The organism is Microcoleus sp. N9_A1 (assembly GCF_036701795.1).
GTDB lineage: Bacteria > Cyanobacteriota > Cyanobacteriia > Cyanobacteriales > Microcoleaceae > Microcoleus.
Map to the genome: position 1 here is coordinate 14,636 of NZ_JAUBRI010000065.1, position 24,346 is coordinate 38,981.

At 45.9% G+C, this 24,346-nt stretch carries 16 protein-coding genes; 7 read left to right on the plus strand and 9 right to left on the minus strand.

What is annotated here, in order from left to right:
• Positions 1-4,072, minus strand: a 4,072-nt coding sequence (locus QUA58_RS24295) for a two-partner secretion domain-containing protein (protein ID WP_333396443.1), incomplete at its 3' end; no start/stop codon positions are given.
• Between the two features lie 899 nt (positions 4,073-4,971).
• Between QUA58_RS24295 and QUA58_RS24300 the strand changes: the two genes are divergently transcribed.
• The 3 genes from QUA58_RS24300 to atpC all read left to right on the plus strand — a co-directional run bounded on the left by QUA58_RS24300 (position 4,972) and on the right by atpC (position 7,960).
• Entirely contained in the window at positions 4,972-5,772 is an 801-nt protein-coding gene (locus QUA58_RS24300) for a PEP-CTERM sorting domain-containing protein (protein WP_333255477.1), read from the plus strand.
• Positions 5,773-5,897: 125 nt separating this feature from the next.
• Positions 5,898-7,355, plus strand: coding sequence for a F0F1 ATP synthase subunit beta (gene atpD, locus QUA58_RS24305; RefSeq protein ID WP_106149425.1), 1,458 nt, complete (start codon positions 5,898-5,900; stop codon positions 7,353-7,355).
• Between the two features lie 197 nt (positions 7,356-7,552).
• Positions 7,553-7,960, plus strand: coding sequence for an ATP synthase F1 subunit epsilon (atpC, locus tag QUA58_RS24310; protein WP_333255475.1), 408 nt, complete (start codon positions 7,553-7,555; stop codon positions 7,958-7,960).
• A gap of 270 nt (positions 7,961-8,230) precedes the next feature.
• Here atpC and QUA58_RS24315 read toward each other — a convergent pair whose 3' ends face one another.
• Positions 8,231-8,530, minus strand: a complete 300-nt coding sequence (locus QUA58_RS24315; RefSeq protein ID WP_333255472.1) for a DUF7734 family protein — start codon at positions 8,528-8,530, stop codon at positions 8,231-8,233.
• Between the two features lie 411 nt (positions 8,531-8,941).
• Between QUA58_RS24315 and QUA58_RS24320 the strand changes: the two genes are divergently transcribed.
• The gene (locus QUA58_RS24320; RefSeq protein WP_333396445.1) at positions 8,942-9,247 is read left to right on the plus strand and encodes a hypothetical protein; all 306 of its coding nucleotides are present in this window, start codon (positions 8,942-8,944) and stop codon (positions 9,245-9,247) included.
• A gap of 647 nt (positions 9,248-9,894) precedes the next feature.
• Complete coding sequence (locus tag QUA58_RS24325; protein WP_333396446.1) at positions 9,895-13,290, plus strand: ATP-binding protein; 3,396 nt, start codon at positions 9,895-9,897, stop codon at positions 13,288-13,290.
• Positions 13,291-13,338: 48 nt separating this feature from the next.
• On the opposite strand, the gene QUA58_RS24330 is transcribed toward QUA58_RS24325, so the two are convergent.
• From QUA58_RS24330 to QUA58_RS24350, 5 genes are all read right to left on the minus strand, one after another.
• Positions 13,339-13,611, minus strand: a complete 273-nt coding sequence (locus QUA58_RS24330; RefSeq protein ID WP_333255466.1) for a peptidoglycan-binding domain-containing protein — start codon at positions 13,609-13,611, stop codon at positions 13,339-13,341.
• A 71-nt stretch (positions 13,612-13,682) separates the two neighbouring features.
• The gene (locus QUA58_RS24335) at positions 13,683-13,964 is read right to left on the minus strand and encodes a peptidoglycan-binding domain-containing protein (RefSeq protein WP_333255464.1); all 282 of its coding nucleotides are present in this window, start codon (positions 13,962-13,964) and stop codon (positions 13,683-13,685) included.
• A gap of 658 nt (positions 13,965-14,622) precedes the next feature.
• A complete protein-coding gene (locus QUA58_RS24340; RefSeq protein ID WP_333396449.1) occupies positions 14,623-16,077 on the minus strand; it encodes a hypothetical protein in 1,455 nt (484 codons plus the stop codon).
• Positions 16,078-16,339: 262 nt separating this feature from the next.
• The gene (locus QUA58_RS24345) at positions 16,340-16,960 is read right to left on the minus strand and encodes a DUF3177 family protein (protein WP_333255460.1); all 621 of its coding nucleotides are present in this window, start codon (positions 16,958-16,960) and stop codon (positions 16,340-16,342) included.
• Positions 16,961-17,506: 546 nt separating this feature from the next.
• The gene (locus QUA58_RS24350; RefSeq protein ID WP_333255458.1) at positions 17,507-17,743 is read right to left on the minus strand and encodes a Calvin cycle protein CP12; all 237 of its coding nucleotides are present in this window, start codon (positions 17,741-17,743) and stop codon (positions 17,507-17,509) included.
• Between the two features lie 739 nt (positions 17,744-18,482).
• On the opposite strand from QUA58_RS24350, the gene QUA58_RS24355 reads away from it, so the two are divergent.
• Positions 18,483-19,736, plus strand: coding sequence for an FIST N-terminal domain-containing protein (locus QUA58_RS24355; protein WP_333255456.1), 1,254 nt, complete (start codon positions 18,483-18,485; stop codon positions 19,734-19,736).
• 215 nt (positions 19,737-19,951) lie between these two features.
• Here the strand turns inward: QUA58_RS24355 and QUA58_RS24360 are convergent, their stop codons facing one another.
• Complete coding sequence (locus QUA58_RS24360) at positions 19,952-22,009, minus strand: iron uptake porin (protein ID WP_333396451.1); 2,058 nt, start codon at positions 22,007-22,009, stop codon at positions 19,952-19,954.
• A 1,017-nt stretch (positions 22,010-23,026) separates the two neighbouring features.
• Between QUA58_RS24360 and QUA58_RS24365 the strand changes: the two genes are divergently transcribed.
• Positions 23,027-23,971 (plus strand): hypothetical protein, encoded by a 945-nt coding sequence (locus QUA58_RS24365; RefSeq protein ID WP_333396454.1) that lies wholly within the window; start codon positions 23,027-23,029, stop codon positions 23,969-23,971.
• A gap of 179 nt (positions 23,972-24,150) precedes the next feature.
• Here the strand turns inward: QUA58_RS24365 and tnpA are convergent.
• The coding region (tnpA, locus tag QUA58_RS24370) for an IS200/IS605 family transposase (RefSeq protein WP_333396456.1) at positions 24,151-24,346 on the minus strand (196 nt) is incomplete at its 5' end.

Consider the following 24,346-nt stretch of genomic DNA (forward strand, 5'->3'; position numbering starts at 1 on the left):
TAATCGGATTAGTGGCAATTGTGACAGCATCTCCATAAGTTTGACTGCCGATTGTAGCGACATTGCCTTTTAGTTCAGTTGTGCCGCCAGCGTTGGTGGTGACACTGGCAGCATTGACGGCATTAAATGTAGTGGTTGCTGTACTGTTGGCGTTGATGTTTCCTAATGCAGTTGTGCCGCCTACTGGACCCGTAAATGTTAGATTTGATGCACCAGCATTGGCAGTAATATCGCTGTTACCATCTAAGGTGGAATTAAAGGTAATGCCATTCCCAGTTAAGATTGGATTATTGGCAATGGTGACGGCATCGTTATAAGTTTGAGCACCAGTAGTTGTGACATTGCTATTGAGTTGAGTTGTACCGCCAGTGTTGGTGGTGACACTGGCAGCATTGACGGCATTAAATGTAGTGGTTGCTGTACTGTTGGCGTTGATGTTTTGTAATGGTGTAATACTACCGATCGCGCCTGTAAATGTGACGTTACCTGCACCTGCATTTATTAATAAACTTTCAGTGTTTGCTGTAGTGCCGTTGAGGGTGCTATTAAAGGTAAGGTTGCCGCTGCTGGTAGTTCCTGATGTTGTCAGGGTAATAGTTGATTGAGTGAGGATAACGGGTGATGGGAAAGTAATATTGCCACCGCTACCTGCGGTGGCTGAGGCATCAATATCGCCGCTAATTGTCGTATTGTTTGTACCAGGATTGAAGGTGATCAGGCCAGCGGTGCTGCTGCTAGAAGTTGAAGTGGTATTAGACTCAAGAAAGCCTGTTGTAATTCCCCCTGGCGCAGTTAAGGCAATCGGCCCTCCATTTCCTGAAATGGAAGAGGAATACACATTTCCACCAGTGGTGTTAATTGCGCCTGTTCCTCCAGTGACAGATAGGGTAATATTTCCTCCCGTGCCTGTACCTGATGAAAAGGAATTTGTGGCTCCAGAGGTAATGTTACCACCACCAGTTAAGAAGGCGATCGCGCCTCCATTTCCTGAACTGGAAGTGGCATCTACCAGTCCGGCTGTAGTGTTGATCGCGCCTGTTACTCCGGTGACAGAAAGGGTAATGTTCCCTCCATTACCTACACCGGAGGAACCGGTAATCAGATCGCCATTAGTAATGTTACCATTAGCAGTTGAAATGGCGATCGCTCCCCCATTTCCCGAAGTGGAAGTGGCATCTACCAGTCCGGCAGTAGTGTTGATCGCACCTGTTCCTCCGGTCACAGAGAAGGTGATGTTTCCTCCATTACCTACTGGAGCTGACGAATAAGACTTTACATTACCTGCGGAAATGTTACCGCCAGCAGTTGAGAGGGTGATCGCTCCTCCATTTCCTACCTTAGAAGAGGAATCCAAAAATCCAGCACTGATGTCGATCGCACCCGTACCTCCAGTGACAGAGAGGGTGATATCCCCCCCCGTACCTGCACCTATGGGATTGGAACCCAGATTTCCAGTGGTAATGTTACCCCCAGCAGTTGAGAGGGCGATGGCTCCTCCGTTTCCTGTAGTGGAACTCGATTGCAGAAAATTAGCAGTGGTGTCGATAGAACCTGTTCCTCCGGTGACAGAGAGGGTAATATCCCCTCCCGTACCTGCACCCAGGGAAAACGAAATAAGTTTGTTAGTAGTAATGTTACCACCAGCAGTTGAGAGGGAGATCGCTCCTCCGTTTCCTGAATTGGATTGGGAATCCAGATTTGTTCCAGCAGTGGTGTCGATCGCACCCGTACCTCCAGTCACTGCAAGGGTGATATCTCCTCCCGTACCTGCACCCAGAGAAAACGAAGCAAGTGTTTTAGTAGTAATGTTACCACCAGTAGTAGAAAGTGCGATCGCGCCTCCATTTCCGAAAGTAGAATTGGCCCTCAAAATTCCAGCAATAGTGTCAATGTAACCTGTACCTCCAGTAACAGAGAGTGTGATATTACCTCCTGCAGCTACACCTGTAGAAAAGGAAGAGAGATTACCAGTAGTAATGTCACCACCACCAGTAGTTGAAATCGCGATCGCTCCCCCGCCTCCTGTAAAGTTTGTACTAATATTTCCTGCACTTGTATTAATATTCCCATTGGGACTTATTAAGTTTATCGAACCACCACCATTTGTACTAATTAAACTACCGGAGCTTAAGGAAATACCATTATTTGGAGTAATAACAGTAGTACCTATTATACTGATATTTCCCTGCGCCGAACTCACAGTAGAACCATTAATTTGAACTCCAGTACCGGAAACAAATGTACCATTTCCAGTAAAATTAATATTTCCTTGCACTGAAGTTAGGAGGGAGTTGTCAATAGAAATTCCATTCCCAATATCCGCCGTTCCATTTAAGTTAATATTTCCATTTCCTACATTAAGTGTAGTATTCCGAATCGCTATACCACCTCCCCCAGCCTGTCCATTGGCAATAGCTGAAAAATCGCCACCATTAGTATTAATCGTGACACTCGTGGCATTATCGATAATAATACCACCAATATTTGAATTGTCTGCATCAGCATTAAGGGTGATACTACCTCCATTGGTGATGATATTCTGATTAACAATGATGTCATTATTTGCTTTTGCAGTCAGTCCTACTCCCGGAGTTATGATGCCAACAGGAGCATTGAAAGTAATATTACCAGTTGCTTGTAAAGCAACATTAGTAGCAGAAACATTAATGAGATTAACATCAATTGTATTAGGTGCATTATCAGGATCAGCAAATTGATCGACTTGAGTGAGAGCAGTAAATGAACCAGGAACAGTTATAATAGTAATATCAGTGGGGTCAAGTAATAATAATCCCGGAGTGCCATTGGGAGCTAAAGTATTAACGTTTCCCTGAAAGTCTAAAACATTATAACCAGATACTTCTACAAACCCACCATTACCAGAAAATACCCCACCACGAGCGCTAATATTTCCATAAAAACGAGTAACATCATCGGCCCAAACAATCACGCGACCGCCATTGCCATTACTCACTCCATCCACATTAATGGTAGAATTATTACTTATAAAAGTTCTTAGAGCATTGGGCACAGTCCCCAAACCCTGATAATCTCCGCCAATCAGTACATTGCCACCGCCGTTAATCCCAGAAGCATCGATATTGCCCGCAATAACTCCTACTTTGTCGCCTAAAATATTTACAGTACCGCCAGTGTTGCCAGAGACATTGAGAGTGCCGGATGCGATCGCAGTTCCCGCAGTTACAGGCACTGCAACATTCCCCGTCAACACAAGTTCGCCATTAGGATTTACCGTCAAACCCGTTGCCTGTGCCACACCTTGTCCAGTCAGCAACTCCGGCAAAGATAACACTGGCTGCGTCCAATTGTTCGGCAGCGAAGTTTGATTTGCTGTCGGCTGAATATCCAAGCTCAATAAATTTCCAGCTTGACTAATTCGCACCAAATTGTTACCAGGTACGGCACTGATCAGAATATTGCCGCTAGGCGCAGTTACCTGACCAGTGTTGACAACAGTACCGCCGATCAAACTTAAACTTTTGCCTGGTGTCACCGTCAGATTGCCTGCATTAATTATGCTTCCCCCTGGCAAATTTGTAAACGCAAAACTGTTCGGCGTCCCGATTAATGTTGCCCAATTATTATTGCCGATCGCACTAAACCACTGATTGTTCCCAAAACCAATCCCTGTCGCCGTACTAGCATTAAAAGATCCAGGCACGTTAAGACTGGCATTCGGCCCGAAAATTAGGCCAGCAGGATTCATCAAAAATAAATTGGAATTGCCGCCTGTGACTTGAATTAAGCCATTTATTAAAGAAGGATTACCCCCAGTAATCCTTCCCAAAATATTTTGAATATTCGGATTAGTCAGAAAGTTAGCAGTTTGACCTTCGCTGAGGCCGAACTGAGTAAAACTGTGAAAAAGATTAGCCTTATCTCCGCTGAAAGACCCCCCGGAAATGTCGTAGCGGTTGCCGTTGGGAGTAACAACTGTGTTAGTGCCGTCCGCTGCCGGGGCGATGGGTTGCGCGTTGGCCGGGGCCGCCGCTGCACTCAGCCAGCCAACGATGAATAACCATCCGAGTAAATGTAATCTGTTGGTTGTCATTATGCTGAAAAATTTGGCTTAAAGTGCGATCGTATTTATTTATCCTATTTTTACTCATAAAAATTCCTCATGTCAATAGGAGCAGCCTATTTTTGCTTGCCGCATAATTAGGAATGGAAAAGGAAATGTATGTATTTAATTACTATGATTTACGTAGAAACAGTTTTTTTTACTAGCACTTAGTCGTGGGCAATGAAATTTGGTTTCTTGTTTTGACTTGCACTGCTTCCCTGACGCAATTACCTTAAAAAACAGGGTTGATGCGTTCGGGAATGTTGGGGAAAATATGGCGCGTAACGCGAGGGTTAGGGGTTTAAAAAACTGGGAATATTAGTCAAAATTACGTAAATATCGATGTCTGTTCTCCCGCTTGCTTCCAGTGGCAAAAAACTGGCTCAAATCTCTACTCGCGATCGCCGCCACTTCTTTCTGCATCGGGCGCGCAGCTTGTAGCCCGCTTTCATGAACAACTGACTGAACAGCCGACGTGCTCTCAAAAACTTTATATTTTCTGGATGAACTTTACCAAAACTTCATAAAGCTCGAGTAAAAATTTTATGTATTTTTGATGAAAGCCAATATTTGCAAGTCTTGCACTCAACTTTAGACAGTTACTAAAACGAAGTAAATGTAGTAGGTTGGAAGTCTAGGCAGGATGAAAATCTTGCTGTTACAGATTAAACTGTGCCAATCTGGTGTCAGTGAAAACTCTTAGAAGAAGCACTCATTTACTCCAAAACACCCTTAAGTGAGATCTGTATGTAGATTCACTGGTGTGGAGCCTCTTCTTTAGGTTTGACGATCGTCCTAAATATATCAGGCTCGCGATCGTCGATTCGCGTCACGGCAACATGGCATTTTGCGCCTTACTACCTAACAATACTGGAGGAATCAGGGTTATGACTACTTTAACGCTAGTCAAAAAAACATCTTTTACGATCGCCAGCTTGGCAACCACAATCTTGCTCAGCATCTGCACGCCCGTCCAAGCTTTCATGTTTGGCACAAAGGGCATCCAATTCGATGAAGATACCAGCATAAACTTTACCTTCGACGAATCACACGGCAGTTACCAGTCCAGCTTGTGGGTAGCCCAAGCTCAGTCAGGAAACACAGGGTACAGCAACATCGCCAGACTGTTTTACGAGCTTCAACCCTCAGATAACGGCGCAGCCGATGAATCAAAGGGAAGCTTCGGCAACGCTGTCACATCTGACAACGGCTCCATCACCCAAACCTTCAAATTTTTGGGAAATCAAATTTATGCCCTGCTGCTGTGGAGCGACAGCGGCACCGGCCAACAATTCGAGCAGTACGCCTCCAGTAGCACCTTGATGAACAGCCCCACATGGTTTGCCGCCAACACCCAGTTTCGGAGAGATGACTGTGTGGTGACGGGCTGTCAGCAAGCGGTATTTGGCGACTTTAAGCTCGACTACAACTCCAGGGACTCATTTACCAACATCAACGGCGGTAAAGGCCCAGAGCAATATTCATTGCTGACATTGGCCCAACTGGCTCAGGGCACAAAAATCTCCTTCGACGATGCCGGAGGAAATAACGACGCTGACTTCCAAGACTTCATCGTTTCAGCCGAGGTAGCTCCCGAACCAGTCACGGTGTTCGGCACTATGCTGGGGATCGGGGCTTTGGCTGCGGCTCGCGGGAAAAAAAAGCGACAGCAGCAACCAGAAAAATGACTTTTAACCAGCTCATGCAAATCTAAATAGTGAGTCTGTTCAGTGGTACTGTGAGAAATAGCATTTCTAAATGTTAAGACTTTTTCCACAACGGGAAAAATAGAATCCTAACAAAGGCACTATTCATGGTATCCACCGCAACAAAAACGAACGTAGGCTACATCACCCAAATCATCGGGCCGGTTGTAGACGTAAAATTCCCAGGCGGCAAACTGCCCCAAATCTATAACGCTATTACGATCGCCGGCAAAAACGAAGCAGGTCAAGACATTTCTGTTACCTGCGAAGTTCAGCAACTGCTCGGAGACAGCCAAGTGCGTGCAGTTTCCATGAGTACAACCGACGGCTTAATGCGCGGTATGGAAGTAGTAGATACCGGGAAAGCGATCCAAGTTCCCGTCGGAATCCCGACTCTCGGCCGTATTTTTAACGTCATCGGCGAACCCGTAGACAACCTCGGCCCGGTCGATACTTCCGAAAGTATGCCCATCCACCGCCAGCCGCCGGCTTTCACCGAACTAGAAACCAAGCCTTCGGTGTTTGAAACAGGGATCAAGGTCATAGACCTCCTGGCTCCCTACCGTCGCGGTGGCAAAATCGGTTTGTTCGGCGGCGCAGGCGTCGGCAAAACCGTGATTATGATGGAACTCGTGAACAACATCGCTAAGGCTCACGGCGGCGTGTCCGTGTTCGGTGGTGTGGGCGAGCGCACCCGTGAAGGTAATGACCTTTACAAGGAAATGATCGAGTCTGGGGTTATTGACGAAAAAGACCGCAGCAAGTCGAAAATTGCCCTAGTATACGGTCAAATGAACGAGCCACCTGGTGCTCGGATGCGCGTGGGCCTGTCGGCTCTAGCGATGGCCGAATACTTCCGCGATGTCAGCAAGCAAGACGTACTCTTGTTCATTGACAACATCTTCCGGTTCGTACAAGCTGGTTCTGAAGTATCCGCTCTGTTGGGTCGGATGCCTTCGGCTGTGGGATATCAGCCGACTCTCGGTACAGACATGGGCGACTTGCAAGAACGGATTACTTCGACTACCGAAGGTTCGATTACTTCGGTTCAAGCTGTGTACGTACCTGCGGATGACTTCACTGATCCAGCGCCGGCTACGACTTTTGCTCACTTGGACGCTACAACTTTGTTGTCTCGTGGTTTGGCTGCGAAGGGTATTTATCCGGCTGTTGATCCGCTGGAGTCTACCTCCACAATGTTGCAAGTTAGCATTGTAGGCGAAGAACACTATGGTGTGGCGCGTCAGGTGCAGTCTATTTTGCAACGCTACAAGGAATTGCAAGATATTATTGCGATTTTGGGTTTGGACGAGCTGTCTGAAGATGACCGCTTGACCGTTTCTCGTGCTCGCAAAATTGAACGTTTCTTGTCTCAACCGTTCTTTGTGGCGGAAGTGTTCACCGGTTCCCCCGGCAAGTACGTCAAGCTGGCTGATACCATTAAGGGCTTCCAAATGATTTTGGGTGGCGAACTTGATGAGTTACCGGAACAAGCTTTCTATTTGGTTGGCGATATCAACGAGGCGATCGCCAAAGCTGAAAAAATGAAGGCTGACGCTAAGTAATTTTAGTCATTAGTCAGTAGTTAGTAGTCAGTTGGTAGTAGTCAGTAGTTCATTGTTAGTTGTTATTTGTTAGTTGTTGATTTTTACTAATAACCAATAACTAATAACTAATAACCAGTGACAACTGCCAACTGACGACTGCCAACTGACAACTGCCAACTGACAACTGCCAACTGACAACTGACAACTGACAATTTATGACATTAACTGTGCGCGTAGTTGCCCCAGACAAAACAGTTTGGGATTCTAATGCTGAAGAAGTAATTCTGCCGAGCACCACAGGCCAATTAGGTATTTTAAGCGGTCACGCTCCGATGTTGACGGCTTTGGATACCGGAGTGATGCGCGTCCGTCCCGGTAAGGAATGGGTGGCGATCGCTCTGATGGGCGGCTTTGCAGAAATCCAAGAAAACAAAGTTACTATTCTTGTCAACGGCGCTGAAAAAGGCGAAACCATTGATAAAGAAGCTGCTCGCGCTGCTTACACTGAAGCAGAAGCTCGTTTGGAAAAGTCCGGTAGCGGCACTTTGCAAGAGCAAATTCAAGCCAAGCAAGCAATCAAACGCGCGAGAGCTCGTTTCCAAGCTGCCGGCGGCACGCTTTAGCGCTAAGGGTAGGGACACGGCTTTTGTAGTAGGGACACAACAATGTTCATTGGTGTCAACAATCGCCTGAAAGCCTTGAGAAATCTCGTTTTTACCTGAGTCCAGATCCCCCTAAATCCCCCTTAAGAAGGGGGACTTTGATCGGAGTCTTGTCCCCCCCTTCTTAAGGGGGGCTAGGGGGGATCGAACCCTAATAGTCAAACAGCAGACCGGTATTACGTTTGACGTTAAGTTGACACTAATGAACAATGTTGTGTCCCTACAGTTTTGCTAAACTCCCACTTCGGACAGTAGCGATTGCATTGTTTCCCAAGATAACCCCTGCTGAAGATAGCGGGGGTTATTTGGGTTGTAGGGGCTCTGGAGCCGATCGACACTGACAATTTTTGCTCCAGGCGGCAAAACTGGAACCTCTGGATCGAAAGCGGTCGATCGCACCAGGGAGCTAGAAAAGCCTTTAAAAATAGCAATTTCGTCGAATTCGCCGTCAATTTGGGCCTTGACGATTAAAACTTCGTGCGATCGGGCGATCGTGTATTGTTCCAAGCGACGAGCAATAGAGTCAGCCATAGCAAATCTCACTTTCCTGAAATCTGCTATAATATAGCTTAATTTTTTGGCTAATTTTAGGGACAGACAGCTAATTTTTTATTTTTAATTCGACATTTTTTAACAGCAGGAAGTAACCAGACATAATATAAATTAATTGTGTAAAAAACCTCCGAAAAATTTTACTCCTGCCTAACCTACTTGTCCGATATTTTATGAGCCACAGAAAGACTAGGTTTAAATTATCGTTTTCCAGTCAAAATTTTATTAAACGGCGTTTTGCTTGGGGATAGACGCTGCTATTTATGCTAGCTTTTTGCTTGAGTTCAGCTCTGGCAAGTTGCAACTTAGAGCTAATAAATAACTGTTTACGGGGCGGAAATTCTAGTTAGTGACTCAATTCTAGAGCGTTTGGGCGATCGAGAGAAATATATGTGCCGATTTGTCGATCGAGTTACAGTAAAAGGCCAAAAATCCGGCGTGTCGGTGTTTGAAATTTATGATGCAGAAACAGAACAAAGCATTGAACTAAAACAGGAAACTGCTGCTGAATTTCAAAAAGGTCTAGATCTTTATTTCGAGCAAAATTTTACTGAAGCGCAAAAATTATTCAGTAAGATTTGCGAAATAAATTCTCAAGATAAGTTAGCAGCAATTTACTGCCAGCGCTCTCTAAAGAATCGAATGTATGGAGTGGCAGATGGATGGTCGGGGATAGAAGTTTTGGATGAAAAATAGTAAAAGTAACATCAAGCTGATGGCATAAATTTTTACCTGTTTATCCGGTTTTTTTGGCTCGGGTATCAGTCATAATAGATTCAGGTCGAAGTCGGATGGCTCAAAATAAGGAGTTTTCTGGGAAGATACGCCGTCGATCGCGCTGCTGTGACTTCAAACTCGCATATACTGCCGAAAGCTGTGCGAGATAGAAACCCGGTTGTGCTGACAAATCTCAGGTTTGAGAGCGATTCGGGAAGAAACCGAGAATCAGGCTTTAGTTGGGTGAGTTTTGTTCAACTATAAAAAGGTTTACAATACTTATAGAAACCGCGCCCGAAGGTGATGACGTTCTTAAGAACGAAAATTTAATAAATTAAACCTCTCCCACACTCCTCTGTTTCCAGAAGCGGCAAGGAAAAGAGAGGCAGAGCCTCCGGATCTGCATTACCAGGCAGAGCCTGGTAACGAGTAAAACGAGTCAATCGCTTAAGTTATTAAATTTTGATTCCTTAATTGCTAAAACATAAGCTTTTATTGCGTCTTTCTTCTTCCTTCTTCTTGATGACTGATGACTGATGACTAATGACTAATGACTGATGATTTCTATAAAAGCGGTGCAGCTTCGATCCGAGTATCAACTGTGTCTTTCAAGCTAAATTAATCTTATGTCAATTCTTTCTTTGAAGCGCTTAATTACCAAAATTTCAGGAAAATCGACGCTCCAAACTGTGCTCGTAGTTCCGTTTGTTTTGCAAGTATTTGCAGCGGTGGGAATTGTAGGATATTTATCATTTAAAAACTCTCAAAGAGCAGTGAATGACCTTGCCGATCAGTTGATGGGGGAGGTGAGCAATCGCATTGAGCAAAATTTGAAAACTTATCTGCAAACTCCGCACCAAATCAATCAAAGCAAGCTGGATGCAGTGAAACTGGGTTTTGTGAACATGAAAGATTTGTCAGCTTGGGAAAAGTATCTGTGGCGGCAAGTGCAGTTATATCCTTATATTAATTTTACGTCGATCGCCAATCAAGATGGAGAATACCGCACTGGCGAAAAGACATCGGATGGAACTTTATTGATTAACGCCTCGGGCCCTGCTACAAATTTTGATTTTTATTCCTACAATACTAATGATTCGGGCGATCGCACGACAGTAGCAGCCACCGTCAAAAACTTCGACATCCGACAGCATCCTTCCTACAGCTATGCGGCTCTAACAGCCAAACCAACTTGGAGTTCAGTTTATATATCCTTCGTAGAACCCACATTGATTCTCAGCGCTTTGCAACCAGTTTATAACAGCCAGAAACAGCTAGAAGGAGTATTAATTGCTGCTTTGCGTCTCGACAGTATCGGTCAATTTTTAAACAGCCTCAAAATAGGCAAATCCGGTCAAACTTTTATTATCGAAAGAAACGGTACGCTGCTGGCAACTTCCACACCGGAAAAACCTTTCCGCACCCAAAACGGTAAAAAAGAACTGTTTAAAGTCACAGAAAGCAGCGATCCCGTAACGCACAATACAGCTAAATATTTAGAAAATCACTTTCAAAACTTGCGCCAAATCACCAAATCGCAGCAACTAAGTTTTGAAATAAACGGCAAACAGCAATTTTTAAAAGTCCTACCATTTCAAGACGGCAAAAGTTTAGATTGGCTGATTGTCGTCGTAGTTCCCGAAGCCGATTTTATGGAACAAATTCATGCCGGCAACAGAACTACAATATTGCTATGTCTGGCCGCATTAGTGATGGCTACTGTGCTAGGACTTATCACTTCTCGCTGGATTACCAAACCAATTTTAAAATTAAAAGATGCAGCAATAGCTTTGTCTGAAGGACAATTTGACAAAACTGTCAAGCTCGATCGTTCCGACGAATTAGGCATACTTGCCGCTGCTTTTAACAGCATGGCAGCACAAATGCAAGCATCCTTTACAGCCTTAGAAACTAAAAATAGCGAATTAGAGCGACTGGACAAACTGAAAGACGAATTCTTAGCAAATACTTCCCACGAACTCCGCACTCCACTCAACGGCATTATTGGGATTGCAGAATCTTTAATAGACGGTGCTACCGGACAACTGCCAGATTCAACAAATTTTAACTTAGGTTTGATTGCAGCTTCGGGAAAAAGATTGTCTACCTTAATTAACGATATTCTAGATTTTTCTCAACTTAAACACAAAACTATAGAACTGCAAATTAAGTCCGTTGGTGTCAGAGAAATAGTCTCTGTAATCCTCACCTTGTCTCAGCCCTTAGCAAATCAAAAAAACATACAGTTAATTAACTCAGTCGCTCCCGAATTGCCGCCCATAGCAGCCGACGAAAATCGGTTAGAGCAAATCCTTTACAACTTAATCGGCAATGCGATTAAATTTACCGAAAAAGGCACAGTTGAAATCTCAGCAGAATTAGTAAATGGCAACGAACAATCGCCGCTTAATTCGCAATTAGCCATTACTGTATCCGACACCGGCATTGGCATCCCCGAAGATAAATTAGAGCGAATTTTTGAATCCTTTGAACAAGCTGACGGTTCCACTGCTAGAGAATATGGTGGCACGGGTTTAGGATTAGCTGTGGCCAAGCAATTAGTAGAATTGCACGGAGGTAAAATTTGCGTATCTTCAACTGTAGGCGCGGGTTCCCTATTCACTTTTACTTTGCCAGTATCTGAAAGTCAGCCGGAATTGAGCAGCATACACCCGCGTTTAAGCCAGGAATCTCGCATTTTAACAACTCCTGAATTAGCCGAACAATCATCTATCATAAATTCTGGGTTATCAGCCAATAGCGACTTGCCAGAAAGTCAAAAAATAAAAATTTTGGTAGTCGATGATGAACCGATTAATATTCAGGTAATCACTAATAATCTTTCTTTAGAAAACTACGCCATAACTCAAGCGAGCAATGGCTTAGAAGCTTTAAATCTGATTGCATCAGGATTTAAGCCAGACTTAATTTTACTGGACGTAATGATGCCCCAGATGACTGGTTATGAAGTGTGCAGAGAAGTTCGTCAAAAATACTCGCCTTTAGAAATGCCGATTCTGATGCTGACGGCAAAAAATCAAACTACCGACTTGGTAGAAGCTTTTAACTTAGAAGCCAATGATTATGTAACTAAACCTTTTATCAAAAAGGAGTTGTTGGCGAGAATTAACACGCAAATTCGTTTGGCAAAACTGAATGCAGCTTACGGCAGGTTTGTGCCGCACGATTTTTTGAGTTTGCTGGAAAAACCGAGTATTATTGAAGTAAAATTAGGCGACAATCAGGAAAGGGATATGACAGTGCTGTTTGCTGATATTCGCTCGTTTACGTCGCTTTCAGAACAGATGACACCGCCAGAAAATTTTGCATTTATTAATACTTATTTGGGAAAAGTTAGCCCTGCAATTAGGAAAAATAATGGGTTTATTGACAAATATATTGGAGATGCAGTCATGGCTTTGTTTTCTACATCTCCTGATGATGGTGTACGAGCAGCAATTGATATGCAAGAAGAAGTGAATATTTTTAACCAGGAGCGCGAACAAAAGGGCTTGTTTCCGATCGCGATCGGCGTCGGTTTGCACGCGGGAAATTTGATGCTGGGTACAATTGGCGAGCGAGAACGGATGGAAAGTACGGTGATTGCTGATGCGGTGAATCTCGCATCTCGTTTGGAAGGATTGACTAAGGTTTACGGCGCAAGAATTCTAGTTAGCGGTGCAATTATCGATCGCCTGGAGGAGCCTGAAAAATATAAGTACAGATTTGTCGATCGCGTAGCGGTGAAAGGAAAAACCAATGCTGTGTCGGTGTTTGAAATTTATGATACAGAAACAGAGAAGAGCATTGTACTCAAGCAGCAAACTGCGGAAATTTTTCAAGAAGCTCTCAATTTTTATTACCAGCAAAAGTTTGTTGCCGCCCAAAAAGTATTTGAGAATATTTTACAAATCAATCCTGACGATCGCGTAGCAATGCTGTATTTCAAACGAGCTCGCAAGTATCGAATGTACGGAGCGCCGGATGGGTGGTGTGGGGTGGAAACTTCGACGGAGAAATAGGGCGCACACTGCACGCCCTACTCTCTTTAACAGATGGTTGCACAAACTTTAAAATATAGTTGTACAAACGCCCAATTTATTCCAAGTTTTAGGGCCGACAATGCCATCAGCAACGATTTGTTGTTGCTTTTGAAAATTGATGACTGCTTGTTGGGTTTTCGGGCCGAATCCTCCATCAGTATTTAAAGAAAATCCGCTGGCGTTCAAGAGTCGCTGAAGGTAGCGAACGTCCTCATTTTGGGTGGCGCCATCGTTGCGTTTGAGTAGGGGAAAATAACGGCAGGAAGGTAATTCAGTGCGAATTGCGTTTGTAGTTTGCATGGTTTGATTCTCAATTGGTTGTTTGCAAGTTATTTGAAAGCAGAGAAATGCGGAAAAGATTTAACTTGGATTTAACATCCGGGTTCACCGGTATAACAAGCGCCTAATAGACTCCAAGTTTGAGGGCCGACAATGCCATCAACAGCAATCTTATTTTCCTTTTGAAATTTGATGACTGCTTGTTCGCTTTTGGGGCCGAAGAATCCATCAGTTACGACGGGATATCCCTTTTTAACTAAGGATTGTTGGAGATAGCGCACGTTTTGATTGGCAGTGGTGCTATTATTTCGTTTCAGTGTGGGCAGTGAAGAGCAAAGAGGCAATTGAGCGTAAATTGAATTTGTGGTTTGCATGGTTTGATTGGGGATTAGTGGTTTGCAAGTCGTTTGAACTTGCTATTCCCCAGTTGTAGCTGTGGGGGGAAGTGCTTTAACAGTCGCTTTTTATAGTGACACTTATCTGGGGTAGCTCAGATGAGTGACAGCCCGCTATCAAATCCGTTTTGTACAAAGTAATTGTCAAAGGCAAACAGCAGCGAATTTCCATTTTTTATCAACTTTTAGCATCTTTGCCACCAGCCCCACACCATAAGTCAATACGGTTCACTTAAGACAGATCCCCCCTAACCCCTTAAAAAGGGGGGGACAAGAATGCCCTCTTGCGTCCCCCTTGCTTTCGGGGGATTTAGGGGGATCTCCGGGGCATAAATATCTTAAGTGAACCGTATTGCACCATAAGTAAATCGGCCCGAAAAAACGCCCCTATGAAACGAGGGCAAAGTCTCCAAAGGCTCTCTACTGGCTGACTTAAACCTGTTTACATAGTGTTACGTTATGCGGTTTAATCCCGTCTACCTACTTACCTGTACGGCTGTTGGTGTCGGGATGGATAGGCTGATTGACGTAGAGAAAGCGAGGCAATCAATCGTGTCACGGTAATCGCTGCACTCTTGTATAAGCTGAGTAATGATTTTTTCTATAGAGGAGGCAAAAATACTGTATTTAAAGCTAGTTAACCATTTGAGCGAAAAGGGCGATCGCGAAAATTGCTCTGGGGTTGGGACTTTAACTTAGAAGTGATATCGTAGTATCGGTAGATAGTCGATTTCCGGCTGTCAAACAACTTGAGAATTGAATCAATGACAATTTCTGTAACTATCGGGTTAAAGTCGGAAATAAAGTCGTCGGCGTCCAGATTTTCTCGAAAAAATTCCTTTGCTCGATCGCACTGATAGCGCATTTCGTCAAAGCCAACAATTTTTACCACAAACGTTGTCAGTGGCGAGTTCTCCAAATCGGTTTTAGAAGTGCTTTTAGCCCGCCCATTTTCTAATAAATTTAATACTTCCGCTTCTAAACCAATTTTAGGTTGATAAGGTTTTTCTATCTGTGGAAAAAAGCTTTCCAGGCGCACGCAGTTAGCAGCTTGATCCGGCATTCCTCCCATCATCATCGCCAGAGAAACCTCAATCCCCAAATCCGAAGAAAGAGCTTCTAGCAGGGCGAGAGCAGACAGTTTGCACCCCAAATAAAGCTTCGCAATTTCGAGATTGTACTTAGCAGTAGTTTGCCAACGCTGATACGTGCGATCGTCTGGATATCCCTCAAACTGCCGGAAAATTATTTCTGGCTTGAGATAATTCAGAAAACCTTCCATCTTGAGCAAAGCAACTCGGTAGTCGCGAACCGTGTAAAAACCACAGCAGATGAGATTGTGATTGGTTTCCGGCAGTAAATTCCAGGTATTTGCCAAAAAATGGGCTGAACTATGGTGAGCAAAGCTCATCACATCCCGGTTAGAAATTCGCACAGCTTTTTTGACGGTTTCCCCCATTTCCTCATCAGTCAAACTGAGGTTAAATCGGCTATTTACTGCTTGCAAGCGCTCATAAAGGCGTTGGCTTACCGTTACTCCCGACTCGGCGGCGCGAAACGGAATTGTTGCTTCAATGCAGCCTGCAATTTGAAGCAATTGCTCGCGTTTGAGAAATGGTTTTAGAGCTTTTGCTGCTACGACAGCGCTGAGAAATTCGTTTTGTCCGGCGAAAGGATTGAGGACTTCGCCCGGTACAAAATTGAATACCAGCATTACCATATCGAAGATAGCATCCGCCGGCAGTTCAGATTGATCCCGAATTTGTAGTTGTTTGTTAACCTCTTTTGCAAGAGGAGTGATGTAGTAGCTGACGTTAAAGTTAATGCTGCGATCGACTTGCACGTAGACGGTATCGTGAAATAAAGCTGCCAAAACCTCGATCGCGTCTTCATCTCCCCCCACATCAAAAATATGTTCGGGAGTGTGAAAAAACCGCCAGGGCCCCATCATCGGCTGAACAATCAGTTCGGCAATCCGAGCGAGTTCACTTGGTTCGACTTTTGCTTCCAGGCGATCGAGCGCCCAAATCAGCCTTTCTAAGCACTGTAAGTAGGCTTGTTTGCTATCCATCACAGTCTTTCCCAATAACATTGCTGTCAGTCGATTTTAGATTTTAGATTTTAGATTTTCTCGACAGATGAATCTGGAAGCTGGAACCTTAGTCTAAAATTTTTAGATCTCCACGACTGGAGTCCACGGCTTGTATCTGTTTTTGGGCGGGTCAGGTCAGCCACCCTGCTGTTAGTTTGATTTTTTCCTAGATGCGCCCCGGCTGTTTTTATTTGGGATTTATGAGCTTTTTGTGGAATACTTTAGCTGCAATTTAGGAGGGAAATACTAACTTAAACTACACTTAATTTCCGGTAGCTGACCTCCCCTGTTTTCCTAGTCTAATAAGCACAAAGTATGACAAGTAAATTACATAGATTCCTAAACCTATCAGACCCAACAATCCCAAAAATTGAGGGGTTACCGTAGGGTGAAACATTTGTTTATAGAGCCAAGGTGGATCTAACCAAATGCGGCAAAAAGGTTCGTCAATTACCTGAATTTGAGATTTAAAAGCACAGCTTAAGAAGGGAAGTTGAGCTAGTGCGCCCAAACCGCTGTAAACAGTAATCGCCCACCGCCAAGCTGTAAAAGCCAGTTTCAGGGACGACTGCGGTCGATCGGCAATTTCTTCGTTTAAATCCTCCCAAAACCACAGACTAGCAGGAATTAAGGCCCTCCCAATCACCGACGATACAAAGCTCACAGGCAGCGCAGCCATCATCAGGTAAAGTGTAATTGCCAGCAAACTCGCCACCCGCCAATAAATAATTGACAAACGGACGATCGCCTCAGCTTTTGCCACAACAGCCCAAATCAGCACTACCAGCGGGATCGAAATTGTTAATAACACAGACAACCGGTAATCCATCCAGACAAGTGGCTGAAACCAAGGCCCGGTGGCTGCCAATAAAAGACTCAACATCTTTGGGAAAATATACTCACTTATTTGTCACAAATTTTACTACAAAAATGCTAAAAAATCAGCAACCAGAACACGGTCTTAATGTTTTAGTTGCTGCTATTTTTTCTAAGGTACTTGGCGCGCTTTGAAGGGTACTTGAGACACGATAGACGGCAATAGCCTTGAGTTAAAACTGTTTATTCCTGAGAGTTCTCCTTCCCATCCTCGCCCCCAATGGGGACGCAAGAGCAAATTCTTGTCCCCCAAGGGGCAGGGCGGTTTCATTCTCACGAAAATCGCGATTTTGACTCTTGTAGTGCCAAGAATGCCTACCCCCCCACAGACGATTTCACAAGCATTTCAGACATGGGGGCTGCGCCCCGTGGCTGCCTCTACAAGAGAATGAAACAGCCCTGGGGGCGAGGGGGAAGCTGGCGGATTTGAACCGTATTGGGATAGAGGGCAAATCTCGCCATTATTTCAAGGCTCAACCCCTAAAATAAAATTCTCCCGCGCCAAAAGTTAGATTTCGGCGCGGGAGGGAAGGAATAGAGCTAAATGGCTCGTTTATTCCTCGTAGATGCGGCACTCAGCAGCGTCAGGATTGTCGTCGCAATATTTTGCAAAAGAATTCTTAGGTTTGACTTGCTTTTGGTGGGAAGCTTCTGCTTGCAGTTCTTCAACTGCGTCCCACGCCGCCGCGCATTCCCCGGAAGCCGCGCCCTTGAGGTCACAGACGGTACGAGCGCTTTCTAGTTCTTCTTCAATTTTTTCTTGGATATTGCCTGCGGGTGTTGTTGTCATAAAGCTTGTTGGTATGAATGTGTAGGAGAATATGGTTGTCCCCGACCTATTTCTAGGTAATGTTAGCAGGCGCCTTTGTTTAGTGAGCTTGTTCGGCTAACGGCACGTCCTTAACCCAAATAAAGATGTTTAACCGTTAACGACATAGCAAGGGACTAGCTAAGCAGCCGCTTGGTGTCATAACTCAAAAAACGTAGACTTCTAAAGTCTTAGGCTAGTCAAGAGTGGTTTAAGTCTTAGGCTAGAAGCCCAGTGTCTTTAGACCTGGGTCGTTGACCTTATTAAGTAAGAAAGGTTTTCTTTTTGGATGTTAGTTTGGGTTGGATTTGCTGTTTCGGTCTAGCGACCCCAGCTAATAATAGCTTGAGATGCGCTGCTGTTGCAGCAGCCCAGATAGAAACCATCCATAACTGCGATCGCAGCCCGTCTCTACTTCCTGCTTTACTCTACCCCGTCGGCGGGGGAAGAGTCCACAGGCATCAATGTAGGTCGAGCTGACCTTACTTTTGATGAAAACATTACACGAGGTTGGTGTGTCAAACTGTATTGAACTTTATCTTTTAAGATTTAGCTGAACACGGCATTTAACACTAAACAGATTAATGGGACACTCATGTTAACTTATGTTAACACAAGAACGGCAATCGATGGGGAATCGATCGCCCAAGAATAGCGTCCCCCCAGTGGCCAGTTCCGGTTAGCCTAATGTAAGAGATAGTTTTATAGAGAAGTTTGCCTTATGTACGCCCAAAACCAAATGCAATGGGTCAGCGCTTTATCAACCCGTCCCTCTTTGGAATCAGCGCTCAAAGAAGTTATAGAACAAGCCGATCGCGAATTAGAAGGCCCGGCCGATTTAGCGCTGATTTTTATCTCGTCTGCCTTTGCCAGCGAGTATTCTCGGCTGATGCCTTTACTCGAAGAATTACTGCCAGTGCCTGCGATTCTCGGCTGCGGCGGGGGAGGGGTCATCGGTACCGGTCGAGGCGGTCAGACCGAAGAAGTCGAGGGATCTCCCGCAGTCAGCCTGAGTCTGGCGCGCTTGCCGGGAGTGAACGTCAGAACTTTTCACGTCGGTGCAGAAGAACTGCCGGACTTAGATAGTCCCCCGGATACTTGGGTGGATCTCTTGGGCGTGCCGGCCCAGGAAGAACCGCAGTTCATCATCTTGGCAGACCCCTTTTCCGCAAAAATTAACGATTTGCTGCAAGGGCTCGATTATGCCTATCCGGGCGCGGCCAAGGTAGGGGGACTCGCCGGGGGGGACGGTGCGGGCAGAGGCGCGGCGCTGTTTTGCGACTATCAGCTTTACCGAGAAGGGACGGTTGGGGTAGCTTTGAGCGGCAATATAGTTTTGGAAACGATCGTCGCTCAAGGCTGCAGGCCGATCGGGCATCCTTATCGGGTGACGGAAGGAGATCGCAATATCTTGCTGAAACTCGAAGAACAAACCGACGATACCGGCAGCGGGGGCATCGAGCGATCGCCCTTAGAGGCTTTGCGAGAGTTAGTTCAAACTTTGAGCGAAGAAGACCGAGAATTAGCTCAGCACTCGTTATTTGTAGGCTTAGTTAGCGATGAATTCAAGCTGAAATTAGAGCCAGGAGATTTTTTAATCCGCAATCTGTTGGGAGTCGATCCGAAAGTGGGAGCGATTGCGATCGGCGATCGAGTCCGTCCCGGACAGCGCATCCAATTTCACCTGCGCGACGCGCGCACCTCCGCAGAAGACCTAGAAATGCTGCTCAATCGCTATCAGCGGGCCGCCGACTACAGTGGTACATCCAGCGCTGGCGCCTTAATGTTCTCTTGTCTGGGGCGCGGTGAAGGGCTTTACGGCGAATCGAACTTTGACTCCCGACTGTTCGGCCGATACCTCAAAAACATTCCCTTGAGCGGCTTTTTCTGCAACGGCGAAATCGGCCCCGTCGGCGGTAGCACATTTCTGCACGGCTACACATCCGTATTCGGGATTTGCCGCCAAAATTCATAATTTGTGAACAGTTGACTGTTGACTGTTAACTGATGACTGTTGACTGTTGACTGTTGACTGTTAACTGATGACTGTTGACTGTTGACTGTTGACTGTTGACTGTTGACTGTTGACTGTTAACAATCTAAAATCTAAAATCTAAAATCGCCTGATGACCAATAAATAAAAGCGGCAGTCGCCTGCCGCTTTTAGCTGTAACTAGATGTCTGGGAACCTTAGAAACTAAAGGTAGTACGGAGAAGTCCGACCCAGATATCCTCGTTGTTGTTGTTGTGTTCGGGATTCAGAATCACGTAAACGCCCGGTGTGACCGAAATAAAGTCATTGACTTGGAAGCGATAGAAACCCTCTAAGTGATAAGAGGTGTTGCGGTTTCTGGCGACATCGCTCTCGGTAACTTTTGGCGGTACACCGAAGACGAAGCCGAGGACGTTGCCTTGTCTGGCAAAATCTCCGAGGGCCACAGTGATAGCACCATTCTGGATGGTAGCGTCATTGTTGCCACCCCGCAGTTGTTCAGCCTTCGTATAACCGTACCAACCGCCAATCTGAAAGCGACTGCTGGGTTTGAAGTTAACTTGCACGCCATAGTTATCTGATGCGGTGGGTGATTGATCGAAGGGCCGGTTAGCCAAGGCACTGCCGACGCCGCCCATGAGGCTAACATCGCCTGCTCGATTGTATTTCCGGGTGTAAGTCAAGCCCAAGTCAAACGGTCTGCTAAAAAAGCCGATCTGACCCAGAGCGCTGAAAGAACCGTCGAAAACGCCCCTGCCGTCTGCTGGGTTGGGAGCATCGCCGTCGCCCGCCAGATAGCCTGCGGTAGCTCGGAGGCTGCCCAAGTTGAAACTCACACTTGCGCCTGCTCCCTGCGGGCCGCGGAATACTGCCGGGTTGCGTACTCCAAATCTAGAAAGTGAACCCGAACTCGTAGAGTTACCAAAGGTAGAAGCCTGGTCTGCAATTTCATCTAGGTCAAGTCCTTTAGGACCGACAAAGACTGTAGCGCGACCGACCGGGAACCGATAGTACAGTTCGTCTAGTGTGAATTGGCTGCCATCATCGCCGTCAAAGGCCAAGCGAGCCATGTTGGTACCGGTAGCCGTGGCTCTATCGTAGCGGGCGGTGTTGACTGCTTGCAAGCGGGTTCTGAGTAAGTCTCGACCGGTGAAGCTGGTGTTGAAGTTCAACCGCACCCGGTAGCCGAAGTTGGTGACAGTTTCGTCGTCCTCAAGGCCGACACCATCTCCAAATGTGTCGCTGACGGCAAAAATGGCTTCTCCAGCCAATTTGGTGGTGGTCGAGAACTGGTTGGCTTCGAGTTCTGCGGTGCGAGCTTCTAGGCCGTCTACTCGTCCGCGCAGGGTAGCGAGTTCGGCTGCAAATTCTTCTTGCAGGCGTTGCAGGATGGCTAAGTCGTCTCGGGTAACCAAGTTACCTGTTGACCCAATTAGTTGGGTTATGCTGTCTAAGCAAGCGTTGACGCCGGCTGCAAATTCGTAGCGAGTCAGGGCGCGGTTGCCGCGGTAGGTGCCGTCGGGATAACCTACGATACAACTGTAGCGTTCGACTAGGGATTGCAGGGCTTGGAATGCCCAATCTGTCGGGCGCACGTCGGAGAGCTGAGTGACTGATGTCACCTGGGACATGGTTCCCGACGGTTGAGCCGGCAGCGCTTGGGGAGCGACAGGGACGATGGGGCCGCCCATTCCGGCGGCTGGTGTCTGAGCAATTTCTACCTTAGTAGCTGGGGTAGTAGCTGGGGTGGTGGCGACTGCTGGCACTTCAATTTTCCCAGCAACTTCTGTCTTGCTGCTTTGCACTGCCAAGTCTGATGCTTGGGGCGAGGATTCGGCTGCGCCTGCCGCTGCTAAGGGTTCAGTCGCTGCTGCGCTGGCCGGAGCGATTGGGGCTGCTAACCCGATGTCGCTCCCTGTTGTTTGCAGTGTTGTTTGCAGTGCTACTGCGCTGGTTTCTGGTTCGATTGAGGCGATTTTTTCAGCGTCTGCTTCGTTAACGACCGGGGTTTGGGCCGCTTCGACGCTGCTGTTTAAAGCCAGGTTTTCTGGGGCAGCAGGGGCTGCTGCAACTGGTTCTGCAACTATTTCTCCAACTATTTCTGCAATTTTTGACTCAGATGACTGAGCTGTAGCTAGTTGGTTGGCTTCAGGGGTTGCGGTCGCTTCTGCGGCGATCGCAGTGGCACTCATGACTGATGATAGCCCCATAATTGCCGGGGATACTAGCAGTAAATTCCAAAAAGTTCTGTTCATTTTCCTCACACCTTCACACTCTATTCAACTCGACGACCAGCAATTCCCAACTGCTAATTTTTGTGGTTGCTTGCCTGTTGACAATAACTGCCAAAATAGAACCTATCCATAACTGTTGATTCACTGTTGATTCACAGTAGGCGTGTCTACTTCTGCTTGAACGTAGGGGCTGAGCCCTTATACCGCCCAGGCATCAATTCAGGTCAAGCCCACATTACATTACAGTTGATTATACCATCACGTGCTAATTTGATCTCTCGATCGCCAGACTTGCTTGAGTTGCTCTGCAGGCGATCAACAACTGGTTCTACGGGTTCGACCACAATCTGCCTCTAACTGACAACTGCCCAGAGTCCTTCCTCGGTTACGTTACGCCAGACTTAACAGACAGTTATAGGTAGGATTGTGGCTGCTTGTCGCATCCCTTATACAGCTTTATATCCTATAATGTCAAGCTTTTTAACCTAACTTTAAACCTCGCGACCCGGCAGGGGCTATTTTCCCGCCCTGAGTGGGGAACTGAGATTTAAAGGCTGGTAGATTGACCCTATCCAAACCAAAGTTCAGGCTTGACCAATTTGGTTTTTTTGATGCCCCCTGCCGTTGGGACTTGCCAGGACGATCGCCTTTTTTGAGACTAACCGTCGGCGGGTTTAATTTCCCGCTATTTTAACACAACTTTTTTATTCTTTGAGTGCAACTGCAACTGGTGGTGCTTGACCCGCTTTTGGCCCAAGGAAAGCTAACTTGCTTGACCGACCAACTATGCCCAAGATTCCTAGCGGTTTTAACGATGTTTTTGCCTACGGACGATCGGAGGAGTTTAGTGTTAAGCTGGCGAAAAAGCAGAACTCGAAAATAGAGCTGCTGTCAGAACAAAAAACCCAAACCCTGGGGGTAAGCAAGTTATACCATTTTAGATTAAATAATTGGCAATAACTTATGACATCAAGGTTTGGAGCTTGCCTACAGTCGCATTATTTTGGGTAACTCGTATTAGTAAAAGAGTGAGGGTTTATGGAAGATTTTGGTATTATTATTGCCTGCTGCGACCAAGATTATCTGTTTGCTAAGGGTTGCTGTGCTAGCATCCGCTATTTCCTGGGAGATGTGCCGATTTGTCTGTTGATTGACGGTACGTTTTCTGTGAGTGCTTTGGAAAAAGCCTATGGGGTGCGAGTTATCAACCGCACAACTGTTTCTGAAGAAGTTCTCAGAAAAAGAAGTTTTGGTTGGGGCAAAACTAAAATGATTGCTTTCTGGGAAAGTCCTTGGTCAAATTTTATGGTTTTGGATGCCGATACGATCGTCTGGGGCGATGTTCTCAAATTGGCTAATTTTCAAGAGTTTGATTTTATTGTAGACAAGCCTTGTTACGATTACCCGGATGCGGATGTTTCGGAATTTTTCTTTGACATTCCGGGCGTTGAGAAGCATTTTCCGAATTTTCGTTGGTCGGAATCGCGATCAAACTATTTCTGCACGGGTACTTTCTTTGCTAAACGCGGCGTTTTTAGCTTGGAAGAATACGTGGAAATTTTAGATTTTACGGCGGCAAATCCGGGGATATTTAAGTACGGAGAAATGGGGTTTTTGAACTTTATGATTTTCCGGGCGGCACAAGAAAATCGACTGCGGGTGCAGAATGTGGATATGCAGTTGTTGGTGCCAGATTTTGACCAGGATTTGTTGAGAAAACGGTTTCCGGTTGAGTCAAGCGGGCCTGCGGGCGATCGCGAGTCGGCGACTGTGATTCACTGGTGCGGGCCAAAGCCAAGTTTATCAACATCTAAAGTTTACTCGGAACCGATGAATTTTTGCCGCCGCAAGTGTCAGGAGGATGTTTGGAACCGCACGGGTTTGGCTGCCGAGATGTCGCTGCAAGTTGAAGATTTACAGCGATCGATTTACGTGTATAAGAATAAGTTTAAGAAGAAGTTTCGGCAGTTGGCGGGGAAGTAAGGATCGCGAATTAAATAACTTACAATTTTAATTGTTATTGTGGGATGGGCGGGACGCCCATCCCACAAACTTGTGGAAGTTATTTAATTCTCATAAAAATTAATACGGGATGTGGGAAACTCAGTGGCTTCAGCCCTGAGAGGGAAACGGCTCGGGGACTTCAGTCCCCGTGTTCTTTCTTAATTAGCTGAATGATGTGGGTCTTCTATGTATTTCTTGACCACTTCACTACTAATGTTACCAGCGGTACTAACAAAATAGCTGCTCGTCCACAAAGACGGCAGCTTTTTTAGTTCTAGAAATTCAGCCCTTAAATTATGACTAGAACGTCCCTTGAAGGCTTTAACGACTAACGCAGGAGTATCCATTGGCTTG

Bases quoted from the DNA above. Each gene is read 5' to 3' on its own strand.
- QUA58_RS24300 (WP_333255477.1), top strand. From the start codon at position 4,972: ATGACTACTTTAACGCTAGTCAAAAAAACATCTTTTACGATCGCCAGC.
- atpD (WP_106149425.1), top strand. From the start codon at position 5,898: ATGGTATCCACCGCAACAAAAACGAACGTAGGCTACATCACCCAAATC.
- atpC (WP_333255475.1), top strand. From the start codon at position 7,553: ATGACATTAACTGTGCGCGTAGTTGCCCCAGACAAAACAGTTTGGGAT.
- QUA58_RS24315 (WP_333255472.1), bottom strand. From the start codon at position 8,530: ATGGCTGACTCTATTGCTCGTCGCTTGGAACAATACACGATCGCCCGA.
- QUA58_RS24320 (WP_333396445.1), top strand. From the start codon at position 8,942: ATGTGCCGATTTGTCGATCGAGTTACAGTAAAAGGCCAAAAATCCGGC.
- QUA58_RS24325 (WP_333396446.1), top strand. From the start codon at position 9,895: ATGTCAATTCTTTCTTTGAAGCGCTTAATTACCAAAATTTCAGGAAAA.
- QUA58_RS24330 (WP_333255466.1), bottom strand. From the start codon at position 13,611: ATGCAAACTACAAACGCAATTCGCACTGAATTACCTTCCTGCCGTTAT.
- QUA58_RS24335 (WP_333255464.1), bottom strand. From the start codon at position 13,964: ATGCAAACCACAAATTCAATTTACGCTCAATTGCCTCTTTGCTCTTCA.
- QUA58_RS24340 (WP_333396449.1), bottom strand. From the start codon at position 16,077: ATGTTATTGGGAAAGACTGTGATGGATAGCAAACAAGCCTACTTACAG.
- QUA58_RS24345 (WP_333255460.1), bottom strand. From the start codon at position 16,960: ATGTTGAGTCTTTTATTGGCAGCCACCGGGCCTTGGTTTCAGCCACTT.
- QUA58_RS24350 (WP_333255458.1), bottom strand. From the start codon at position 17,743: ATGACAACAACACCCGCAGGCAATATCCAAGAAAAAATTGAAGAAGAA.
- QUA58_RS24355 (WP_333255456.1), top strand. From the start codon at position 18,483: ATGTACGCCCAAAACCAAATGCAATGGGTCAGCGCTTTATCAACCCGT.
- QUA58_RS24360 (WP_333396451.1), bottom strand. From the start codon at position 22,009: ATGAACAGAACTTTTTGGAATTTACTGCTAGTATCCCCGGCAATTATG.
- QUA58_RS24365 (WP_333396454.1), top strand. From the start codon at position 23,027: ATGGAAGATTTTGGTATTATTATTGCCTGCTGCGACCAAGATTATCTG.